At 44.2% G+C, this 20,377-nt stretch carries 13 protein-coding genes and 2 pseudogenes; 7 read left to right on the top strand and 8 right to left on the bottom strand.

The window, feature by feature from the left end:
- Positions 1–8: 8 nt before the first annotated feature.
- The 4 genes and pseudogenes from PSI14_RS15635 to PSI14_RS15620 form a co-directional block, all read right to left on the bottom strand.
- The gene (locus tag PSI14_RS15635; RefSeq protein ID WP_273576746.1) at positions 9–638 is read right to left on the bottom strand and encodes a 4Fe-4S single cluster domain-containing protein; all 630 of its coding nucleotides are present in this window, start codon (positions 636–638) and stop codon (positions 9–11) included.
- Positions 638–2,491, bottom strand: coding sequence for an AAA family ATPase (locus PSI14_RS15630; protein ID WP_273576745.1), 1,854 nt, complete (start codon positions 2,489–2,491; stop codon positions 638–640). The genes PSI14_RS15635 and PSI14_RS15630 overlap by 1 nt, the downstream gene beginning before the upstream one ends.
- Before the next feature lie 639 nt (positions 2,492–3,130).
- Positions 3,131–3,577 carry a hypothetical protein gene (locus PSI14_RS15625; RefSeq protein ID WP_273576744.1) on the bottom strand — a complete coding sequence of 149 codons (447 nt, stop codon included), beginning with the start codon at positions 3,575–3,577 and terminating at the stop codon, positions 3,131–3,133.
- Positions 3,578–3,816: 239 nt separating this feature from the next.
- A pseudogene (locus PSI14_RS15620) lies at positions 3,817–4,265 on the bottom strand (IS1 family transposase); the annotation flags it as partial.
- A 620-nt stretch (positions 4,266–4,885) separates the two neighbouring features.
- Here PSI14_RS15620 and PSI14_RS15615 point away from each other — a divergent pair.
- On the top strand, positions 4,886–5,884 hold the full coding sequence (locus PSI14_RS15615; RefSeq protein WP_273576743.1) for an MBL fold metallo-hydrolase: 999 nt from the start codon (positions 4,886–4,888) through the stop codon (positions 5,882–5,884).
- 131 nt (positions 5,885–6,015) lie between these two features.
- On the opposite strand, the gene PSI14_RS15610 is transcribed toward PSI14_RS15615, so the two are convergent.
- Entirely contained in the window at positions 6,016–6,588 is a 573-nt protein-coding gene (locus PSI14_RS15610) for a TetR/AcrR family transcriptional regulator (RefSeq protein WP_273576742.1), read from the bottom strand.
- Between PSI14_RS15610 and PSI14_RS15605 the strand changes: the two genes are divergently transcribed.
- A complete protein-coding gene (locus PSI14_RS15605) occupies positions 6,501–7,220 on the top strand; it encodes a DsbA family oxidoreductase (protein ID WP_306309316.1) in 720 nt (239 codons plus the stop codon). The genes PSI14_RS15610 and PSI14_RS15605 overlap by 88 nt on opposite strands.
- Before the next feature lie 60 nt (positions 7,221–7,280).
- Here PSI14_RS15605 and PSI14_RS15600 read toward each other — a convergent pair whose 3' ends face one another.
- On the bottom strand, positions 7,281–7,652 hold the full coding sequence (locus PSI14_RS15600) for an ArsR/SmtB family transcription factor (RefSeq protein WP_306309315.1): 372 nt from the start codon (positions 7,650–7,652) through the stop codon (positions 7,281–7,283).
- A gap of 448 nt (positions 7,653–8,100) precedes the next feature.
- On the opposite strand from PSI14_RS15600, the gene rluF reads away from it, so the two are divergent.
- The 5 genes and pseudogenes from rluF (at position 8,101) to PSI14_RS15565 (ending at position 13,214) form a co-directional block, all read left to right on the top strand.
- Entirely contained in the window at positions 8,101–8,973 is an 873-nt protein-coding gene (gene rluF / locus PSI14_RS15595; RefSeq protein WP_273576741.1) for a 23S rRNA pseudouridine(2604) synthase RluF, read from the top strand.
- A gap of 87 nt (positions 8,974–9,060) precedes the next feature.
- Positions 9,061–9,792, top strand: a pseudogene (locus tag PSI14_RS20380) (IS701 family transposase); the annotation flags it as partial.
- Positions 9,793–10,776: 984 nt separating this feature from the next.
- Positions 10,777–11,208 (top strand): GNAT family N-acetyltransferase, encoded by a 432-nt coding sequence (locus tag PSI14_RS15575; RefSeq protein WP_273576737.1) that lies wholly within the window; start codon positions 10,777–10,779, stop codon positions 11,206–11,208.
- 1 nt (position 11,209) lies between these two features.
- Positions 11,210–11,899, top strand: coding sequence for a helix-turn-helix transcriptional regulator (locus PSI14_RS15570; protein ID WP_273576736.1), 690 nt, complete (start codon positions 11,210–11,212; stop codon positions 11,897–11,899).
- Positions 11,900–11,933: 34 nt separating this feature from the next.
- Positions 11,934–13,214 (top strand): cytosine permease, encoded by a 1,281-nt coding sequence (locus PSI14_RS15565; RefSeq protein WP_273576735.1) that lies wholly within the window; start codon positions 11,934–11,936, stop codon positions 13,212–13,214.
- A gap of 929 nt (positions 13,215–14,143) precedes the next feature.
- Here the strand turns inward: PSI14_RS15565 and PSI14_RS15560 are convergent.
- Both PSI14_RS15560 and PSI14_RS15555 read right to left on the bottom strand, forming a co-directional pair.
- A complete protein-coding gene (locus PSI14_RS15560; protein WP_273576734.1) occupies positions 14,144–14,677 on the bottom strand; it encodes a contact-dependent growth inhibition system immunity protein in 534 nt (177 codons plus the stop codon).
- Position 14,678: 1 nt separating this feature from the next.
- Positions 14,679–20,375 carry a DUF637 domain-containing protein gene (locus PSI14_RS15555; RefSeq protein ID WP_273576733.1) on the bottom strand — a complete coding sequence of 1,899 codons (5,697 nt, stop codon included), beginning with the start codon at positions 20,373–20,375 and terminating at the stop codon, positions 14,679–14,681.
- Positions 20,376–20,377: the final 2 nt, after the last annotated feature.

The raw sequence follows: 20,377 nt of genomic DNA, 5'->3' as shown, positions 1-20,377 counted from the left end.
TTGTTATTCTATTTTTTAATTTGCGTTATCTGATGATCTTCTTGCATAAGCAGATCTCTGAACCGCGCCATGTCGCCCTTACCCGGAATACCGGCAATAAACACCCTGCCTTGTGCATCCAAGGCGAGATCCAAAACCTTGTCCGTATCATCCAGCGGCAGATGATAAGTGTGATAACGCTGCTTGCCCAACGGAGTCAAAAGATGAAGTTCCTGATTGTCGCTGCCACGCAAACGCAAATTCTGTGTTGCTTCCTGTTGATACGGACCGGATACCAACGCATCAATCAAACCTTCCATTGTCTGTAGCCTTGTTTTTAACGTGCTGTATTCGTATCCGCTGAAAACCAGAATGTCGCCGGAAAAATGATCGCGTAACTCTTTTAGTAATGTACAAAGTGCGTCTGGCTGTTCAAAAGGTTCACCACCGGAAATAGTGATACCTTCTGCCTCTGTCAGCCATGGTATGAGCTGTGTTATCAGGGCGCTGACGGCAATGCGTTGTTGTGTCGGCCGCCATGAGTCAGGTGACATACACCCCTTACAACGAATACTGCATCCTTGTGTCCAAATCCCGATACGTTTTCCCGGCCCCAGAGAGGTCACGGGAAAATGCAGACGTGACAGACTGATCTCCATCAGATTGACTCCGTGACTGGCGTCAGTTGTACCGTTGTCATTTCGCCTGTTTCGCCTAATGCGATATGGGTGATACAAAAAGTGTCGTTTGATCGGGCATTCTGATCAAAGACAGCCCGTGATAACGGATTGATAAGATGAATTTCGAGCTGATTACGAATACCTCGTCCGCCGTTGGATAAATCCGCAAGGCAGCGGGATTTGAGGACTTCCATTGCCTTATCGGCTATCGTGATGGTTAACGCCTGTTTTTCCAGCTCGCGCAGAATATTATCCACCATCTGATTGAAAATCTGCTTTGCTACATCCCGCCTGATAAAATCAAATACAATGATATTTTCGCCGATACGGTTGAGTAATTCCGGGCGGTTCAGTACCAGTTTGAAGTGGCGCTCAATTTCCCGTTTTACATTCTGTTGTACCGTTTCGAACGGTTCATCCGGTGTTACGTTAGCAACCCGCTCTCCTTCATTATTCAGTCGATAAATGCCAAGGTTCGAGGTGAAAATAATCAACGATTCTGAAAAATAGACACGATCACCACGACCAGATGTCAACACGCCATCATCAATAATCTGCAAAAATTTATCCATCAGTTGCGGATGGGCTTTTTCAATTTCATCAAACAACACAACACTGAACGGTTTTTCGCGGATGGCGTTAGTCAGTTCGCCGCCGGTGTTATAGCCCACATAGCCGGGAGGCGCGCCGATAAGGCGCTGATCGGCATGTTCGGCACTGAATTCCGACATATCAAAGCGGATATAAGCACTTTCATCACCAAACAACAATTGAGTAACGGTTTTTGCCAGCTCCGTTTTGCCGACACCGGTAGGACCGGCGAGAAACAATACACCACGCGGACGCCCGCTTTTATTGCTACCGACACCGGTTACCGCCCGTTTAATAATATCCAGCAAATGTGAGACAGCGTGGTATTGCCCTTTTACACGCTGTTGTATGATGTTATAGGCATTGCGGATTTTATTCTTATCAATCTTTTGCCACGGATCTTCTGTAATACCGACTTTATAACGTCTGACCGCATCACTGATACGCGTGACCGGAACACTTTCAAGACGGGCAAGCTGTACGATAGCGGTTAAATCGAGCAGTAACAGACCTTCGGTTTCATCAATAAAATCATTCAGTAAAGCGATACGTTCATCATCTGCCACCTGTTCAAAGTCCGGCAGCGAACGCAATAAGGTCGGTGCCAGTGCCCGGCGCATCTGTCCGTCAGGTTTGGCAACCAGGATGTGGCGGACCCGGGGATTATTAATCAGAAACCAGTCCGGTAAATCGGTCTCTTTTTCGACTATCCAGAAAATAGTATTAAAAAAGGGCTGGCGTTGAGCCCCTGCCGGACGGGCCTTTGCCTGATGAGAAAGAATTAAGGCGCGGGTAAACAGATGGTGCTCAATCGCAGAGAGATTTTCACGCTGGGAGATCAGGCTGGAAGCAAAATCCACACATAATGCTATCGGCTCATCCGGGTATTCTACCCATTTCTCCAATACGCTATTTAGCAGATCGATACCACCGGGAATACGATTGGTATTCATCGGCAGCCCCAGCCGTTGTAACACTGCCTGCCCTTGTACTTCTGACTGAGACGGATGATTGATTAAGGTAAATCCGGAAAGTGGATTAAACGTCATGATATGCACATACCCCATACCAAATAACATATTTTGCAAAACCTGATGCAATGTCAGTGGTGTGATAATCTCCGGCGCGATTTCATACGCCTGCAGATCCCTGACGTTACCGGACAGAACGAACTGACTTTTCAGAGGTAAAAAACGTTGTAAATCCCGTAACCAGCGCGCTTTCTGGAAGGTGTTTTCCATGAAGATCACTCTTTTTTCTTATCATATAAAAATAAAGAATCAGTTTACCGTATTCAGATAAAAACAAAGCAGGTAAATCGGCAGAATTTCAATTGGTTATTTCAGAAAATGAGGCAATTGAAGCCACACAGAACGAAAAAGCCACTGTTTTGCAGTATCGAATTTTACAGCGGCTAACGGGCCATTATCCGTGTGTTTGATGATGAAACTGGCAAGACCGAGATTCGGCGTGCTGATTTGCCTGATCAGGTGATTGGGGAGTGGTTATATGAAAATAGCGAAAGTTAGAATGGTCAGTAGAAGCCGAAAATGAATAACATCACCTTAAGTTTAAGTCCCGAAGTCGTTAATCACATCAAATTTTTATGGCGGATAAGGATTTATTGCCGAACTTTGTTCACTATATTGCCCAGTATTTCCCACAGCAGAAAGCACGTTTAATCAAATATGTGACCCCATTAAGCTGATAGGTCTGCCTGGGGATATCACAGCATTCAAAATGGCGAAGAACGGCTTCGTAAGGAGTGGCCACAAAAGGCATTTGAAGAACTATTTTTGTGTCGTTTGCTGCATGAACGATGGTAATCAAGAAAAACAGATTGTAAAAAGGAGTAGGAGAACCTACTCCAATAACTTATTTTACTCCACAGATGTATCATTATCCCTGATCAGTACCTCTCCCCCATTAACTCCCATAAATGTAGTTTTGATCCTGAATACATTTATTGTGTTAGGTTTGACATTGACTACGAGTGTTTTTAGAAAAGGAAAACAAGCACCACCTGATAGAAACTCACCCAAGATATATTCACCGTTAGACACGTGAAGAGTCACCTTTTCACCAGGCCACAATTCTGCTATTCGAGTTCCTTGGAAAAACAAATTAGAAACACATGCGGAATACACAAGTCCCGCGTCTCTTTTTACTATTATTTGACTATCACCACGATTTTTATCCCGACCCGATTCCCAATACATCCTCTCAATCGGAACTTCATTTGCTTGAATAGCATCCATTCTTGTCGATTGGCAGCCAGTTAATACGGAAGATACTCCCAATACGGCGAAAATCAGTGCTTTTTTCATGATAATAGTTCCCTTATTTATAAAAATATCAAATTTTATATTTATGTAAAAATACATCAATATTTTTATGAAAAAATCGAGAAATCTTAACGAATCCTGAATTATCGATTGTGTATTCATCATTTGACTTCTTATTTTGGCAGAACCAATATGACTTCAACATTTGAAGTCATATTGGTATATGAACAAATAAGTTTCAGCGCTCCGAACGCGGTCATGACACCAATAGTTAGATCACCCTATAAAGAAGAGTATTCACGTTCGATGAAACTCCCTATCACCTTGTCATGTATCTCTTCTGATTTGGAATAGCCCATCGTCTTTCGATTCAGTCTTTTTAAACGTGTACGGAATATCAAATGGGTTCTTTCTATGCGTTGGGTATAATGTTTTCCAACAATATGTTTTTCTTCAGGAAGGAGATTGTAAGGTGAAGAATCATCCGTACAGTAAAACCTGACATTAAATGGTGATAATAACCCAAGGAGTTTGCGTAAAGTCGCCGTACTGCGATCCCCAAAAACAGGCGCCACAATTCGTTTCAGGCGAGGCTCCCAAGCATACCAAAGCCAGCGTTGATTTTTCTTACTACTCACAAATGACCCTTGTTCATCAACTTCACAAATCAGCTGGATTTCATTCCCCTCAAGGGGAGGCTGGTCACATTTTTCGGGGTGAGTTTTTTTAGAAGCATATCACAACAACTAACCATTCAATACATGACCCTATTTTTGGCTATTTAAAATGACTTCTTAACAGTGTTTACTGTTCCGTTGCTCGTAATTGAGGAACTAACAGCATTTTTCCACTATTTGGAAAATGGTAACTCTTTCTCAAAATTGATTACGGCCATTCCTATTTCTAGAACAAAAAAGTCACAGCAATATTAAGTGTATCCATGCAATGATACGATTTGTAAATTATCTAATTATGACTTTACGGGAGAACAGAGCGGTAACCACCGCCAGATCCCCCCAGATTTAAGGCACTCCCCAACTGATTAAAGCATTCCCTCATGATGAATATCTTTTTTAGATCATATTTGTTGTCAATGATATAATTATACTAGCATTATCGTATCTGTTGAAGGGGAAAGTATCACTAGACTAATCTTGAGAAACGATATTGGTTTTAATTTCTAGCCTAAGTAAGCCGTTTCTTTATATTATTTTTATAGTTATGAATCCCAACGTTAGGTTTTTACTAACTATTATTAATTAACTGCCCCCTGAAATAACATAATTCATATTAACTGAAAAGTTTCATTTTTATCAGAGATATAATATCTCCACAAAGAGAAAGTAATTAATGAAAGTTAAAAATCTAGCTCGCCATTCGCTCTATGCCATTATGGCAGGAGCCATGTTTAGTATTTTGACACCTGCGGCAATGGCCACTGAAAAAACAGACATAATCAAAGCAGCTAACAGTCAAGTTCCTGGTTATTTCCGGATGGCCTTAGGTGATGATATTACCGTTACTGCGTTCTATGATGGTCCTGTTTATCTTAAGCCGTCAATACTAAAAGGTACGAATGGTCGCTATATTGATAGTATGCTGAAAGTCATGTCTGTACCGATTAATAAGGATGGAGTTCAAACATCCGTTAATGCTTATTTAATCCAGCAAAATGACCGCCTGACTTTAATTGACTCAGGAGCTGCTAAATGTTTCGGTGATACTTTAGGCAATCTCGTCAGTAACATTAAATTATCAGGTATTAACCCCGATGACGTTGATAGCATTATTGTTACTCATATGCATCCAGATCATGCTTGTGGTGCAACTAATCCTGACGGTACAGCGGCATTTCCAAACGCAGAATTTGTTGCACCGAAAAAAGATGCAGATTATTGGTTAAGCGAATCCATTGCTAAGACTGTACCAGACAGCGAACGCAGCTTTTTTGACGCTGCACGTCGTACTGTAGCACCTTACAAAGCATCGGGGCGTTTTCGTACATTTGAAAGTGGTGAGTCTCCTGTTCCTGGTATTGAAAGTATTGATGAAGCCGGGCACTCACCTGGTATGAGCGGCTATCTCATTGGAAATAAAGATCATAAGTTGTTAGTCTGGGGTGATATAATTCATAGCCATGCAGTTCAGTTCAAACATCCTGAAGTCGCTGTTATTTTCGATTATGACCCTAAAGCAGCCGTTGCCACGCGTCATCGGATATTAAATGATGCGGTACATGGAAACTTGTGGATTGCTGCGGCACACTTACCATTTCCGGGGATAGGCCATGTCGTGACTGACGGTGAAGGTTATCGTTGGGTTCCTGTGGAATATGGGCCAGTTCGATAAATTAATATAAAAAGGTCGCCTGAAGACAGTTTAAGCGACCTTTTTGTCTATAACACCATAAAATGAAGTATCGCCCTCTCCCGATATATTCTCATTTCCGACATTGCGATTAAGTTCCTTAATAGGGGCTTTTAAAAGAGTAAACTCATAAATATTTTAGCCGTAGAAAGTAACTTCACTTTATCCTGATAAACACGTTCTATAACGACAAGTCCTCTAGTGAAGGTTAAAAGTAACACGGCAGCTTCTTCCGGCGTGACTTTTAATTCAGCGTGATTCTCAGATTTTGAGAGTCGCGCTTTGAAGATCTGCTCAATTTCATCGAGCATACCTTGTAAAGCCTCACGGATCTGAGTATCCAAAACACTACTACTAAGTGCCACTTTGGTTGATAGGCAACCTCGAGCCGGTTCGCCAACCGTCATTGAATCGATGATGACATTAAAATAATTATCTATGGACTCGTGTAATCCAGGCTTATCCAACGAATGTTTTATCTGATCCAGAAGCAAATCTTTGTGCATCTCGAACACTCGTAGAAAAAAAGCCTCTTTAGATTGGTATGCGTTATAAAGAGATCCTCGTAAGATGCCAGTAGCAGAAGCTAATTCCTGCAATGATGTTTCAGCAAATCCCTTCTCCCAAAAAAGCGACATCGCTTTTTCAAAAGCAATATGTTCATCGAACTGCCGTACACCTGCCACTTAACCACCTCCTAATAGATGCTGAATTTTCAATAGTTGTATTCAAAACCTTTGAATTAGACCCCAACGCGGCTAAGGAAGTCACCACGACCACACAGGGTCGTATTGAGCGTAAATACGGTAAAAGCCCGGCACAAGCAAAACAGATAATTGATCATATTGTTTCAATGGGGGCAAAAGTTGGTTTAGACATGCGTTATGACCGCGTTTTATATACCAACACTTTTGATGCTCATCGGCTGGCTAAGTTTGCTGAAACTAGGGGCAAAGGTGCCGAAATGAGCGAGAGATTATTCCGCGCTTACTTTACTGAGAATCTGCCGCTGGCCGACCATGAGGAATTGGTGAAAATTACAGCAGAGCTGGGATTGGATCGTGATGAAACTCAGGCCATGTTGAGATCTGACGCTTTTGTGACGGCATCCCGGAAAGATGAAATTCTTGCCGGTAGCGCAGGTATTAATTCTGTTCCCTGTTTTGTGATTGACGGTAAGGAAATGCTTTTAGGCGCACAACCTAAAGAGTACCTGCTGAAAACTATCGAAATAATGTGGGCTGACCGGGACATTTCTGTCACAGAGACTGAGGGGAATATTCCGGCCTGCGGAAAAGATGGGTGTTCAATATCGTAACCAGATTAAGGAAAAGACTGGATCATCGTGATAGCTGGCATAAAGCCAGCTATCACAAGGTCATTTTTGATATTGCATGATAGTACCTACCGTCAGCGTATCACTGGTCAACAGAGTTAAAACTGCCTCCAATAGACCGGGAAAACGCTCTTCCAGATCCTCACGTCGAAGTGACAGTCGATATTCTCGCCCAACCCTTTGTTGCCAGACCAAGCCACTGTCACGCAATATCCGAAAGTGATGAGTCATTGTCGATTTGGGAATCTCAGACAATATATCACAGCATAAAAACTCACCTCCCTGAGCAATTATGTTCAATGCCGCAAGTCTGATAGGATTACCTAAAGCAACGAAGATATTCTCAAGGCGTATTGCATCGCGGGCTGGATGGTTAGGTAACATCTGTATTGGAACCACATTATTATTAGTCATAGTATGACAGTACGCGTACCCAAAATCATGTCAAGCTAACACAGCATCAAACTAAAAGATTATTTGAAGAGGTGGCGCTAAAACTAGTGCATTAAAGTTTGCAGCTATTTTTTCAATATTGTCAGCCATGGTTTTAGATCTTATTTATGCGCACTACCCTAAACCCGGTCATATTCTTGCTTTTTGTATTGGCCTTCTATTGAGTTTGTTTTTCTATAGGAAAAATAAGTCTCATTTTGAGAATGTTGATACTTGAAAATAGAATACTGTTTGGTATGGCTCATGAACGGTTCTATCGCATTAAGCGGTCATCAGATAAGCTCCCCTGTTTTTGAGCGAGTCCGGATTACCACGCTTTCTCTCTGTTAAACAGCCCTGCACAATTCGCCCCGATCAGGCTTCGCAACGTAACTCGAGTAAGGTATAGTCCGCTTTTTACGGAGAAACCATGCTGACCAACCCATCCATTCGTCTTAACAAGTATATTAGCGAGAGCGGCATCTGTTCTCGTCGCGATGCCGATCGTTACATCAAACAGGGGAATGTTTTTATTAATCATAAGCGAGCCGCCGTTGGCGATCAGGTATTTGCCGGAGATATAGTGAAAGTTAACGGTCAACTTATCGAGCCGCGTGATGAAGAAGACCTAGTGCTTATCGCGCTGAATAAACCCGTTGGCATCATCACTACAATGGAAGATAGTGAGCGGGATAACATCAGTGATTTCGTTAACCACAGCAAACGCATCTTCCCGATCGGGCGCTTGGATAAGGATTCCCAAGGACTGATTTTTCTGACTAATCACGGCGATCTGGTCAATAAGATTCTCCGTGCCGGAAATAATCACGAAAAAGAGTACGTGGTAACAGTTAACAAATCGGTGACCGATGAGTTTATTCAGGGCATGAGCGCAGGTGTGCCGATGCTGGGAACGGTGACCAAAAAATGTAAAGTGCAGAAAGAAGCTCCCTTTGTGTTTCGTATCACGCTGGTGCAGGGGCTTAACCGCCAGATTCGCCGCATGTGTAAACACTTTGGCTATGAAGTTACTAGGCTTGAGCGCACGCGCATCATGAACGTCAACTTGAAAGGACTGCCACAGGGCGAGTGGCGAGATTTGACCGACGATGAACTGATCGAGTTATTTAAGCTGATTGAAAACTCATCGTCCGAAGAAAAACCGGCGAAAAAAGCGCAAACTAAGCTCGTTGCAGCTAAAAAGCCGGGCTTTAATGGACCGAAAAACGCCGAAAAATCCGACGGCAACTCTGCTTCCCGTAAGTGCTTTACCCAACCTGGGCGTAAGAAGAAGAGGCGCTAAGCCGGGATAACTCTTGCCAGCTGCCGGATCTAGCTAAATCCTTTAAGCGCCTCTCGTTGCGGGCTGACAATAAAGATTTAAACATAAATCGCCACAAGTTTGCCTGATGGCATTCAGTATTTCCTAGAGCGCGCCGATTGGGATGCGGAGGCTGCCCGCGATACGCTTCGTGATTATGTCACTGAATATCTGGGGAATGAACAGGGCATACTCATCATTGATAAGACCAGTTTTATCAAAAAAGGGCATCATTCTGCCGGTGTACAGCGCCAATAAAGGCACAGCCGGTCATGCCTTTATTGACCGGGCCTTATACCTGCCCCGCCAGTGGACTGATGACCGCCCCCTCTGTGAAGCCGCCGATGAAGTGTATGGCCGTGACCGTCACCTGTGCTGCTGGCTGGAGTCCCGGTATCAACCGTTTGTACTGGCGATCCCCAAAGATGAAAAACTCTGGTGGCGGGGCTGGGAACAAAAGGAAAACGCGGGTATGACTGGGTACGGGTTCCGCTCTGGCGTTTGCAGCTAAGTGGAGAGGAACGGCGTTATGATCATTATCTGCTGGTTCGGCGTAGCCGGGATGACAAACAAGAACGGGCTTACTATGTGGTATATGCGTACCAAGCTCAGGCTGACCTCAAGACGCGGGTTCAGGTGGCCGGACACCGCTGGGAAATCGAAAGCGGTTTTGAGGAGACAAAGGGGGAATGTGGGCTGGATCATGACGAAGTGCGACGGTGGAAAAGTGGATACCGGCATATAACCTTGTCGTTACTGGCCCATGCAGTTCTGGCTGTCCTGCGAATACAGGAGAAAAAAACGCTGGAGGGACTGATCGCCCTCAGCGTCTCGGAACTGCGTAAGCTGCTGTCAAAACTGATGGAAAAGACAGGAGAGACAGTCGAACAGATTTTTAGGGGCATCAGGTGCGGAACTCATTGGGGTGCGGGCACCCTTGCCTATAGTAAAGTGACGTCGATAGATTTAAGCAAGCCAACCACACATCAAAATGAGTGTTGCAAAAACGGGGTGACCATAAATTTTATCCTCTCCAATAAACCTGGATGAAACCCGACTATGCAATGCAAGCATTGGAATCGGATTTTGAGTTACTGAGCAAAAAGTAAACGCTCATGTTCTTATCCTGAGTAAATTATGACCACATAAGCGGCTCTTTAAACTTTTATAACAAGCAATAAAATTAAAGAGCAGTATTTACATTATGAGAATAAATATTAATTAAATTATTCTCTCTGTCTGGCGGCTACCTTGATTGTTTAATATGGATACGCAGATGTTAGATATAAAACTTTTGTAATTATTTTTATATTAAAATAAAAATTCCCTGGTGATACTTAAACCTGACGTTATATATTTTGTAATAAATAAGAGTGGGATATAGTTACTACGTAACGATTAATTTCGTATTTTTCTATCTCCACCAGCCTAATTAAAGATAACTATTTTTATCAAAAATTAAATGAGTGAAAAGCACTCTTGACCTTAAATTATAAATATGATAAAGACTAGTTTGAATGTATTTAGGGTGTGGGCATACTATTTTAGTTAGCTTTCAAAGACATTTATTTCGTAAAAATCAAATTTAATAGCATTTAAAGTGTTTAAAATATCATCAGGAAGATAGTTCTTTAAATTCTTATGAAAAATTATACCATCAAAAAACAATATTTACATTTTGCGGTTAAATGTTGAGCAAGAAATACCCACACCCTGGGATGTATTTAATTAAGTTTATAAAAAATAATGTCAAGAAATTATTTTAATAAGAGAGTAACCTTCAAAATGAAAATACATATTACTGACACGCCAAATTCACTAGATGAAGAATACGTAATTCAAAATCTCTGGGCACACAACCAACAATATAGTGATGTTGATATCCGACCTATATTTCTCACTATCACTGATGATAAAAACCAAATTATTGCCGGTCTTATTGCTAAAACTTGGTGGGGAGGGCTTGAAATTCAATATCTCTGGGTAAATGAAAAACACCGTACAAAAGGCTTCGGAAGGCAGCTTATGTTACAAGCTGAAGAAGAAGCATTAAAAAGACACTGTCATATGGCTTATGTTGATACTTTTAACTTTCAAGCTAGAGGCTTTTATGAAAAATTAGGATATAAAGTCTATGGAAAGCTTGTAGGATACGCTCACAAGTATACTCGATTTTATCTGGCGAAAAAATTCATAGTATCTAGCAATAGGAAATAAAATGGAGTTACCCTACAACGAAAACGACTCCTATCTAAAGGGATTAATCGCCATGATGGAACATCTGAGCGAGCCTTGGGGAATTAAAGATTTGAAATCTCGTCATATCTACATGAACAAGGCTGCATACCTCTACACTAATACCCCCATAAATTTTGATATAGAAGGAAAGTTTGATAATGAGTTTCCGGTTGATTGGGCTGAATTAGCCGAAGACCTCATAGAGCATGATAAAAGAACTGAAGAATTTCAAGATAAAATTTCTGTCATAGAAACACATTATTGGTATGGTAAAGATCATTTAACACCATTCATTAGTGAAAAATTTCCAGTATACAACAACGAAAAAAAATGTATTTTTATCGTATGGAATGCTAAGTCTTTAGATACATTGTCCCCTTTACAATATATCAATCAACATAAACCCAGCGTTTTGACGACAAAAATTGATACCAAGCTGTTCACTAAAGCCGAAATGGATATCATTTTTTTTATGCTCAACAGATTTTCAAATAAAGAAATGGCGAGAATATATAATGTGAGCAGCAAAACCATAGAAAATAGAATATATAACATTTATCAAAAATCCGATGTCCATTCTCCTCAGCAGCTTGCAGAATTCTGTAGGCACTTACATTTGGACAACTATATACCTGAACGCCTAGTCGAAAAAGGCATTCGCTTTATATAAACCTATTTGAACCCCAGAAGAATCACGAAATATTATGATTAGAATTGAAAACTATTCACTGAGCCGAGTACCACAAACACAACGTGTATCATTGTTAAGTGTGGCTATCGTTCATATGGGTATGCTAACTGCATTGGATCAATTTATGCTTGGGGCTGTGCTCGGTGGCTCTATGGCTTTGATCGACGCCTTTATTGCTATTTTCATTGGCAGCCTGATCTTCGGCATTGTCACGTTTGGGCTTGGTTTTGCGGGAATGCGCGAAGGCCTATCCGGCAGCCTATTGGCTCGGTGGTGTGGTTTTGGCCGCATAGGATCAGTGTTAATTGGCCTGGTTGTTACAATCAGTTTATTAGGCTGGTTTGGTATCCAAAACGCCATTTTTGCCCATTCACTTAACTTTGCCTCTGGCGACAAACTTGGATTTGTCTGGGCAGCGGCATTATCCGGCACAGTATTAACCACATTGGTTGCTTTTGGCTTTAAAGCACTGCGGTTTACTGCCCGAATTGCAGTTCCCCTGTTTATTTTGGGGGTTGCTTATATCTCCGCTACCGTGCTGTCCGGTAATACTGGTCAACAACTACATGAAATTATCAAATTACCTCACTCTGGTGATACCTTAACCATCAGTGCGGGTATCACGATTGTCGTGGGTGGTGCGATTGTTGCAAGCTTAATGACGCCTGATCTGACTCGCTACACCAAATCAGGCAAGCATGTCTTTGGGATCACCTTGCTGACCATCATTGCGGGAGAATTTGTGATTAATGGTCTGGCGATCCTTATCGCAAAGGCTCTGAATACGTCGGACGTTGTCACTATTATGTCGCAAGCCGCAGGAGGAGCGGGTCTTTTGATTGTCGTTTTCTCCACATTGAGGGTCAACGACTTGAACCTGTATTCTTCATCATTAGGCATTATCAACGCCGTAGAAGGCATTACTGGCAAAAAACTCCGTTATCCCCTAACGACCATCGTTATTGGAATACTTGGAACGCTACTTTCTATTCTGGGTATCTTGGAAAGGTTTGTGGATTTTCTGACTGTGTTGGGCGTTATTTTCCCGCCCATTATTGGGATTATGTTGGTTGATTACTATATTCTGCGTTCCCATCGCAAGGTGTTGGATGAAAGCCGAGAACAAGGCGTACTTCCACATGAAACGCCCCCCATCGGCTGGGCTGCCATTATCGCCAGTATTATCGGTAGCGTGATTGGTCTGGGGACAAGCTGGGGTGTTCCAGCAATTAATTCATTATTGCTGGCGAGCTTAGCCTATGGGCTATTTAAATCAGTTTGTAAACGCATTTAGCTTCATGTAGCTATGATATTGCTCCTCAAATGAGGAGCAATATTTAACGGCTAGCATATTTCTTCGCCATTAATCCATTAATGATCTTAGGATCATATTTTCAGTCTGCCCACTAGCAAACTCTGGGATTATATAAATAAACTCACTGCTAACATTCGTTTTCGTCACTCCGATATACCAATAATAGCTGTTGTCACTGATTTTTCTCCTACCAGATAACGGTCACGTATTCAATTTGTTGTTCCTCGTGTATCCCCCCTTTTTGCAGGAAATGCATGACAAAGTCATCAGGACTTTTATCAAAAGAGAATATTATGTTTAAGACCAATCAACATTTTGAATACGCGACCCAGTATATCTTTTTATTTTTACTATATTTATCCGTTATTTTTTCTGACAAAAATAAATCTACTTTAAATTTACATACATTTTCATCACATCTTATTCCAATAAAATATATATCAAGTCATTCAGTCCATCACTCTATATAATAGATAATTACCCACCTTATTAATTAGAATGAAAATCAACCAAGAAAATTAATTGGAGTAGATAATTGTGATATAAATCTCATAATGATATGTTATAAATAGTCATATAAAATCTATTAGGTTAATAATAATTGGTCCTTTTAAGACCACTTTGAAATACTTTTAAATGGTAACCGCTAATATCAGAAAACAGCCCTCTTACCCCATTTTATTATGGGGTTTCTCTAAAAAACCACAGTGAATAACTACAACATAAATTTTAATCATAATTATATTCCATTAAGTCCTGAGAGTTAAATGTGGAAAATTACAGCCCCGTAAATTAAGCGATAAAAACACCAATATATTCATCCCATGAAATGAAATATTCATACCAATACTTCATCACCATCATGCTTATAGATAAAAAAATCCCAGCTTTTGGCTGGGATTTCTGGTTTAGCCTTTACACCGGCTCAGCGCCAGCCTTATCCCTGCGCCAATCTCAGCATCAGGGCTGTCAGCAGCAAGTATCACGTGGTCTGATTCAGATAAATGATCTCCCGTCCAGGACTCCAGTGTTTTATGATAGCTTGGACGGATAGTCATTTTTCCTTCCTGACATGTTATTGAACATTTTTTCATCTTCTTAAACAGGGCGCGTTTCGTTTTGTACTGATACTGTGCCATCAGATTTTTTACCCAGTCGGCATAGCGCTGAAGTGTACTGTCATAATCATACAGCCCCCTATCAAAAGTCACGTCAGGATGTTGCCACACATCATCACGGGGAGCAGCGGTTACAAAACGACTCTGTGCCAACGCATCTTTGAGTAACCGCCCCAGCGCCTGATCATCAGTGCTGTGGGGCACCAAATGCTGGGCACCCAAAGGGTCACGTTGGCAACTGATATATCCTGAATAAGTTGTTATGCAGATAAAATCTTCATTGGCAAACACAGAAGCCCAGGCCGTTTTTACAATCTCTTTCATCTTATTTTACCTGTGTCACTACCACATCCACGCCATGAGTTTTCCCGTACTCAATAGCCCGATTGACCTCACTCCACTGTACTGCGGTTGTATTAATCGGAACCGCCAAGCGAATTTCCTTACGGCTAATCATTGCTGACGTCAATTCTTTATCAGCAAGTGAAGCTCCGCTAAATTGAGCCGCTTTATCAATATTGCCTTTAATAGAATAATATATCTGGCTCGGTTTGTTCAGTTTTGACAATGTCTGGGTATCCAGTGACTTCACGCTCACCGCCAACCCCGTATCTATATCATGATAGTCAAAAACCTTAAAGCCTAGCGGCAACCGTGAACCGGCAGGCAGCTGCGTTCCGACATAATCTTCCCACGGCATCCCCTGTTTCATATTTCCCTGTCCCCACAGAATCCCCGATTCTGCCGCAGAGACGGTTGAGGTCGCCGAATTACGCTCCAGATACGAGATATCGTCTTTTAATCCACGTACCAGCACATTGGTATCCGGCTTCTGCTTTTTAAACAACGACGCTGAGGTATGACTCAATTGCTCGGCCAAATGCTTTGTCGTCTCTGTCGAACTGCCCAGGACTTTCACCCCCGTTGCAGCACCGGTGCCTAAAGCCGCTTCTGACCCAACGACATCGGCAGCAAAAATCCCGGCCTTATTCAAACACAGAAAAAACCCCGCCTTACAGCCCTCAAGGGCTGCCAGCCCCGCTTGTACCATGCGGGCAGAACTCCCCACCAACAAAGTGCCCGCATAAACCCCCGCATATCCCCCACCGGCAACCGCAAGGGCCACAATCGCCCCGTCCCGCCGGGCGGCCACACGTTCTGCCGCTGCGTGATCGCCCTGGGATGCCGCCAACATATCCCTGCCATTTTCATCCGCCATCCGACCCCACTGATGATCTTCATAGTTATTGCGATAGACCAGTTCGGCACTGTTGGCCGCGCTATAAGCCCCTTCCGGGGTACGGCTAATCAACGCCCCGGACAATGCCCCGATAACTTTCGCTGTCTGGGCCTTGGTTTCATTCCCCAGCAGGGCTTGCTGAATTTTATGCATTTGCCGTTCAGTTTCGTTCTTATATGCCGGTTCAAAGAGCCGGCTTTCCATCGAGATGGCCGCCAATTCAGCCGCCAGCGCACCGGCCACCGCCGCTTTGGCATCTCCCCCTGCAATTTCCGCACTCAGGCCGGCAACCACACCATGACTCAGCATTTTTCCCGGCGCGCCCAGAATTTCCCCGTTATCCCCAATCAGTTTAGCGCCTTCCGCATGGATCTGATTGCCGACATTGTTCAGTAATGCCGTTTGCAGATTGTCCTTAAAACTGCCGCCATTAATCGCCGTGCCGAGGGTTGAACTGACGACAGACTGTGCCGCGACACGCTTGAAAACCTGCCCCCAGTCATGATCGTTCAATAGGGGAAGCTGGACGTCTGTGGGCATGGGAGTCACCCTCCCCGTATCGCTCACGATTTTCTGCCAGCCCATCCGGTGATCCAACCCGGCTAATGCGCCCCCCACAACCATCTGCGTGATCAGGGATTTAATTGAATCACGTTTCGCCAGAGATTCCAGAGCCTTGGTGAGATTGCCCTGATTTTCAACCAGGGCAACCGCCGCCTGCGAGGTCAGGGCAATCATACCGCTATACGCAGCCCCATAAATTGCGCTCCCCATCGCCCCCGTTGCGCCTGTTGTCGCCACCGCCCCCTGTCCTGCCATGCCGGCTAACCCCGAACCGGCGGTGACCGCCGCAACGGCAATGGCAATGATCGCCCCCGCAACCGGACTTAAGCCCTGGTTTTTTTTGTTCCAGCTGGTGTAGACGTCTTTGACGGTATGCCACTGAACATCATCACGCTTTCGAAGATCTTTCATCCATTCTGTGCCGGGGGTATTGCCGAGATGGGTTAACGCCTCATCAAATAACTGTCCCTCCTTCATTTTCACATCGGCATCAATGCCTTTCGCCGCATCGACCGTTAATGTCCCCCCCACCCTTACTGACGGGATGACCCAGGTTTTCTCATGACTGCCTTGATCATGATGGGTAATGAAAAACCCTTTTGAATGTTTGATAGTCTGCTCAAACGCGATATTGGGCACCGCCTTAAAGTTGACTTTTCCGGTCTGGCTGGTAATTTTCGCATTGTTATGAGTTTCGATCCGGCTCGCTTCCAGCGTGACATCATCTTTTGCCATCAAATTAATATCACCACCGGCAACAAACTCAGTCACTTTATTGGTTGAACGCTCTTTTTTTCGTGTTTCGGTCTTCGAACCTGCCAGCCGGCAAGATTTTACACCCAGGATGCGCCTACATTCTTTCTTGGTTTCTTCCCATTTATAGATCTCTTCCATGGCCTGTGCGTACAGAAAACCGCCTTTGGCCGCAATATCCATTATCCCTTTGGCTGCCAATGAGGTTGCCTGAAACAAAATACTGCCCTGAGCGCTGACGGTGAGTGCTCCCCCACTATTCAACTGGCTGGGGCGGTGAAGAAAATATTCAGTATTGCCTTCCTCGCGCTGTTCTTGTACCGATTCAAAACGGATATTTCCCCCCGCAGATATCGTCATATCACGGCCAGAAGTCAGGTTTGCGGCATTGGCTGACAGATCCCCTGCCGCAGAGAGTATCAGGTTTTTGCCGGCATTGAGGGCATTTATCCCCGCGACAATGTTTGCACCAGAAACATATTTATGACTGAGGAAAGCCAGATCCTGGCCGGCATTAACGGAAACATCACCGCCCGTCGAGGTGAGTTGGGTAAACCGCCCGGTAATATCCCGGCCTGCGCGGAGTTGCAGATGATCACCGGCAACAATCTTAGCCCCGCCGGCACCATCAATTCGTGCGACCTCGCTGTCAACAGTCTGAAGCCAGTCTGTTGCATCGGGTCTGTGCATAACAATATCCCGGCCCGCGCCCACCCTGATTTGTTGCCCGGCCTCCATTCCCGCCCCGACCAAGTTAACATCATTGCCCGCAAACAACTGCAGATCGCCCGTCACCTTTAATAACTGGGTTGAGGTAACAGTAAGATCCTGACCGGCACTTAACGAAAGATTGTGCGCCTGCATCCAGGTGTTATCGGGCGTCGGAGACCAGCCCAGCACCAGATTTTTATCTGCCGAAATCCGCAAATTTTCTGAGGCCCTAAGAGATAAAGGTTTGTGGCTCCCGCCAATCTCACCAAACAACAGAAGCCCCTCTTCGCCGCGCGCGATAAGATCAACATTTTTCCCACTCAAGATGGTATTCTGAAAGGAAATTATCTTACCAACCAGCGTTAAATCTTCCTTTGCATTCACCTCTAGATCAGTAAGCCCCAGATAATTTGTATTTAACGTAATGTTTTTGGCTAAGTTAAACGGCTTTTTGGGGACAAAAAAAAGTGAATTGCCTGCAAACAGGCGTATGGTATCGCTGACGCTGATCAGATTCTCAATGCCCTGTAGTACGGAAGTCCGTACGGAAATGTTACGTTGGCGCGAAAGAAACTCAACATTTTTCGCGTGTACAGGGATGTCAGTCATGTCGATATCGCTGTCAGCGACTAACCGCACATCTTCTCTGGCAGTAACGCCTGCGTTCGGAGAGGACGATGCCAGGTTTATCGCGCCTTTATCCGACATCAGCTCAATGTGTTCCCCATGCAGGCTCACGTTATTAGTCTGGATACCGTGATCGGCCCACAACCGCAAAATGCCATTGGCATCCACCGTCGATTGCCGTGTCGGCACCTTATTATACCTGTCTGCAATCAGTGAAATGTCCTTACCTGCAATCAATTCGATGTCCTTCTTCGCGCTCAGGCTCACATTGTCACTCAAGCGGATAGACTGCCCTGCCTGCATTCGCAACGTATCAGAAGTTTTCAGCCAGCCAGAACGTTCAGATGCCATTCCAGGGCCGTAAAGATGAATATTCCCCTTACGTGCAAGAAAATCAAGATGATGACTGGACCAGTCCAATACCTTGGCTGCGCCGTTGATATAGAGGTCATTTCCCGCAATTAACGTCAGTCTATTGGGAGTCTGCAAAAAATCTGTGCCTCCAATAGAAAGGTCACGATCCGCTATAAGTGAGACATTATATTCCGCGTGTCTTGTTTGGTCAGGTAACATAAATTTGTCATAAGAAGAGCTTATGTTACCCGCATTCATCAAAACATGTTGGCCAGCAATTTCCATTTGGTCCACGGTGAGTTTATCTTTGAAATCAGCAACCAGGCTATTTCCAGCTGCAAGCCTGCCATATCGTGCATCAAATGTATTGCCGGTTAAGATGAGATTTTTCGCGGCACTTATCCGGTTTTTGTCATTCTCAGTCGGGTTAACACTCTCTCCTCTCATCTCAAGCGAAGTCGCATTAATGTAAGCATTCGCCCCCGAAGTCAGTCCGGCTCTCTGGCTGTGGGTCAATTCTTTAGTCCGGACAACGAGATCGCCCTGCGCCGCGTTCAGTCTTGCGTACAGACCGTTATTGTCAACCCGGGTCGATAAATTACCCGTTGCATCTTTTTGCAACCACAAGTTCTGGTTTGCCTGAAGCAACGAATAATTCTCATTATTTAAATGGTCAACAAACAGGCGCATATCATTCCCTGCCGTCACCTCCCCCTGATTCGTCAACCTATTCGCGGCAAACGTAATATCTTTCCCTGCCTGTATCACGTTTTTCTTGAACACAGCGGCCTTGTCAATGTCAATGGCATCACTGCGGACATTAATATCCGTTTTAGCCTGTACCTTACTCAGGGTCACTTTACCGTCAACCACTAACCCGATATCATCCTGGCTTGTCCTCAGATTGGTGAGATTAACACCCACTCCCTTTTCTGTGCCCACCAGGCGGATTTTATCCGCGTACATGCCCCCCATCGCCCGCGTATCAACCGCCAATTGGGGTTTTACCCCTTGCCCTTCAATGGGAATAACCTGTCCAGAATGAAAATCAACCCGATTGGCACCTTGTGTCAGCGACAGATTTTTAGCCCTGATTTCACCATTAATCACGGTGGCACGGCTGATGATATCCAGGTAATCTGCGTTCGTCGCATCAATTCCCTGTTCTCCGACGGTGACAGTGCCCTGGTTGACATCAATAGCCGCCAGCCTCCCGGTATCGGGATAAAATAGTGGATCTCCTGTCGTTAAGGTGACATTGGACGTATTAATAAAATGGCAGGGGTCACAGTGAATACCGTTCGGGTTAGCGATAACCATTGCCGCTTTTTGCCCCGCCACTTCAATCACCCCTTCCAGTTGTGAAGGCGATTGCCCCAGTACTTCATTAACAATCAGGTTAGCCGCTTTCCCGTCAAAATTCGGGTTGGCCCAGACTTTACCCCCGGGCACTACATTGGAAAGCTCTGTCTCACTGAGCGCATTATTAAACACGATGTCATTTCCCCTTGAGACATTCAGTTCCCCCCAGGGAATACGGGTCACTCCCGCTGCATTAGGCCGGGCAATATTCACAACCGGCACAAATCGTTGGAGGGTATAATCTTCGTCTTCTATAATGTAGTGCTCGGTCACCACCGTGGTCTCATCGTACGAAGGCGTTTCGGCCTGTTGACTGGCCGCCCCCATGGCGGGATGCAGTGGATATACCGCCATGATATAAATAAGCAGATAGCTCAGGGGCTTCATTTTCGGAACGTGTTTCCTGGACATAA

The organism is Xenorhabdus anantnagensis, from assembly GCF_028598555.1.
GTDB lineage: Bacteria > Pseudomonadota > Gammaproteobacteria > Enterobacterales > Enterobacteriaceae > Xenorhabdus > Xenorhabdus anantnagensis.
Note: the sequence above shows the minus strand (reverse complement) of the source record. Positions and strands in the feature narration are given on the sequence as shown.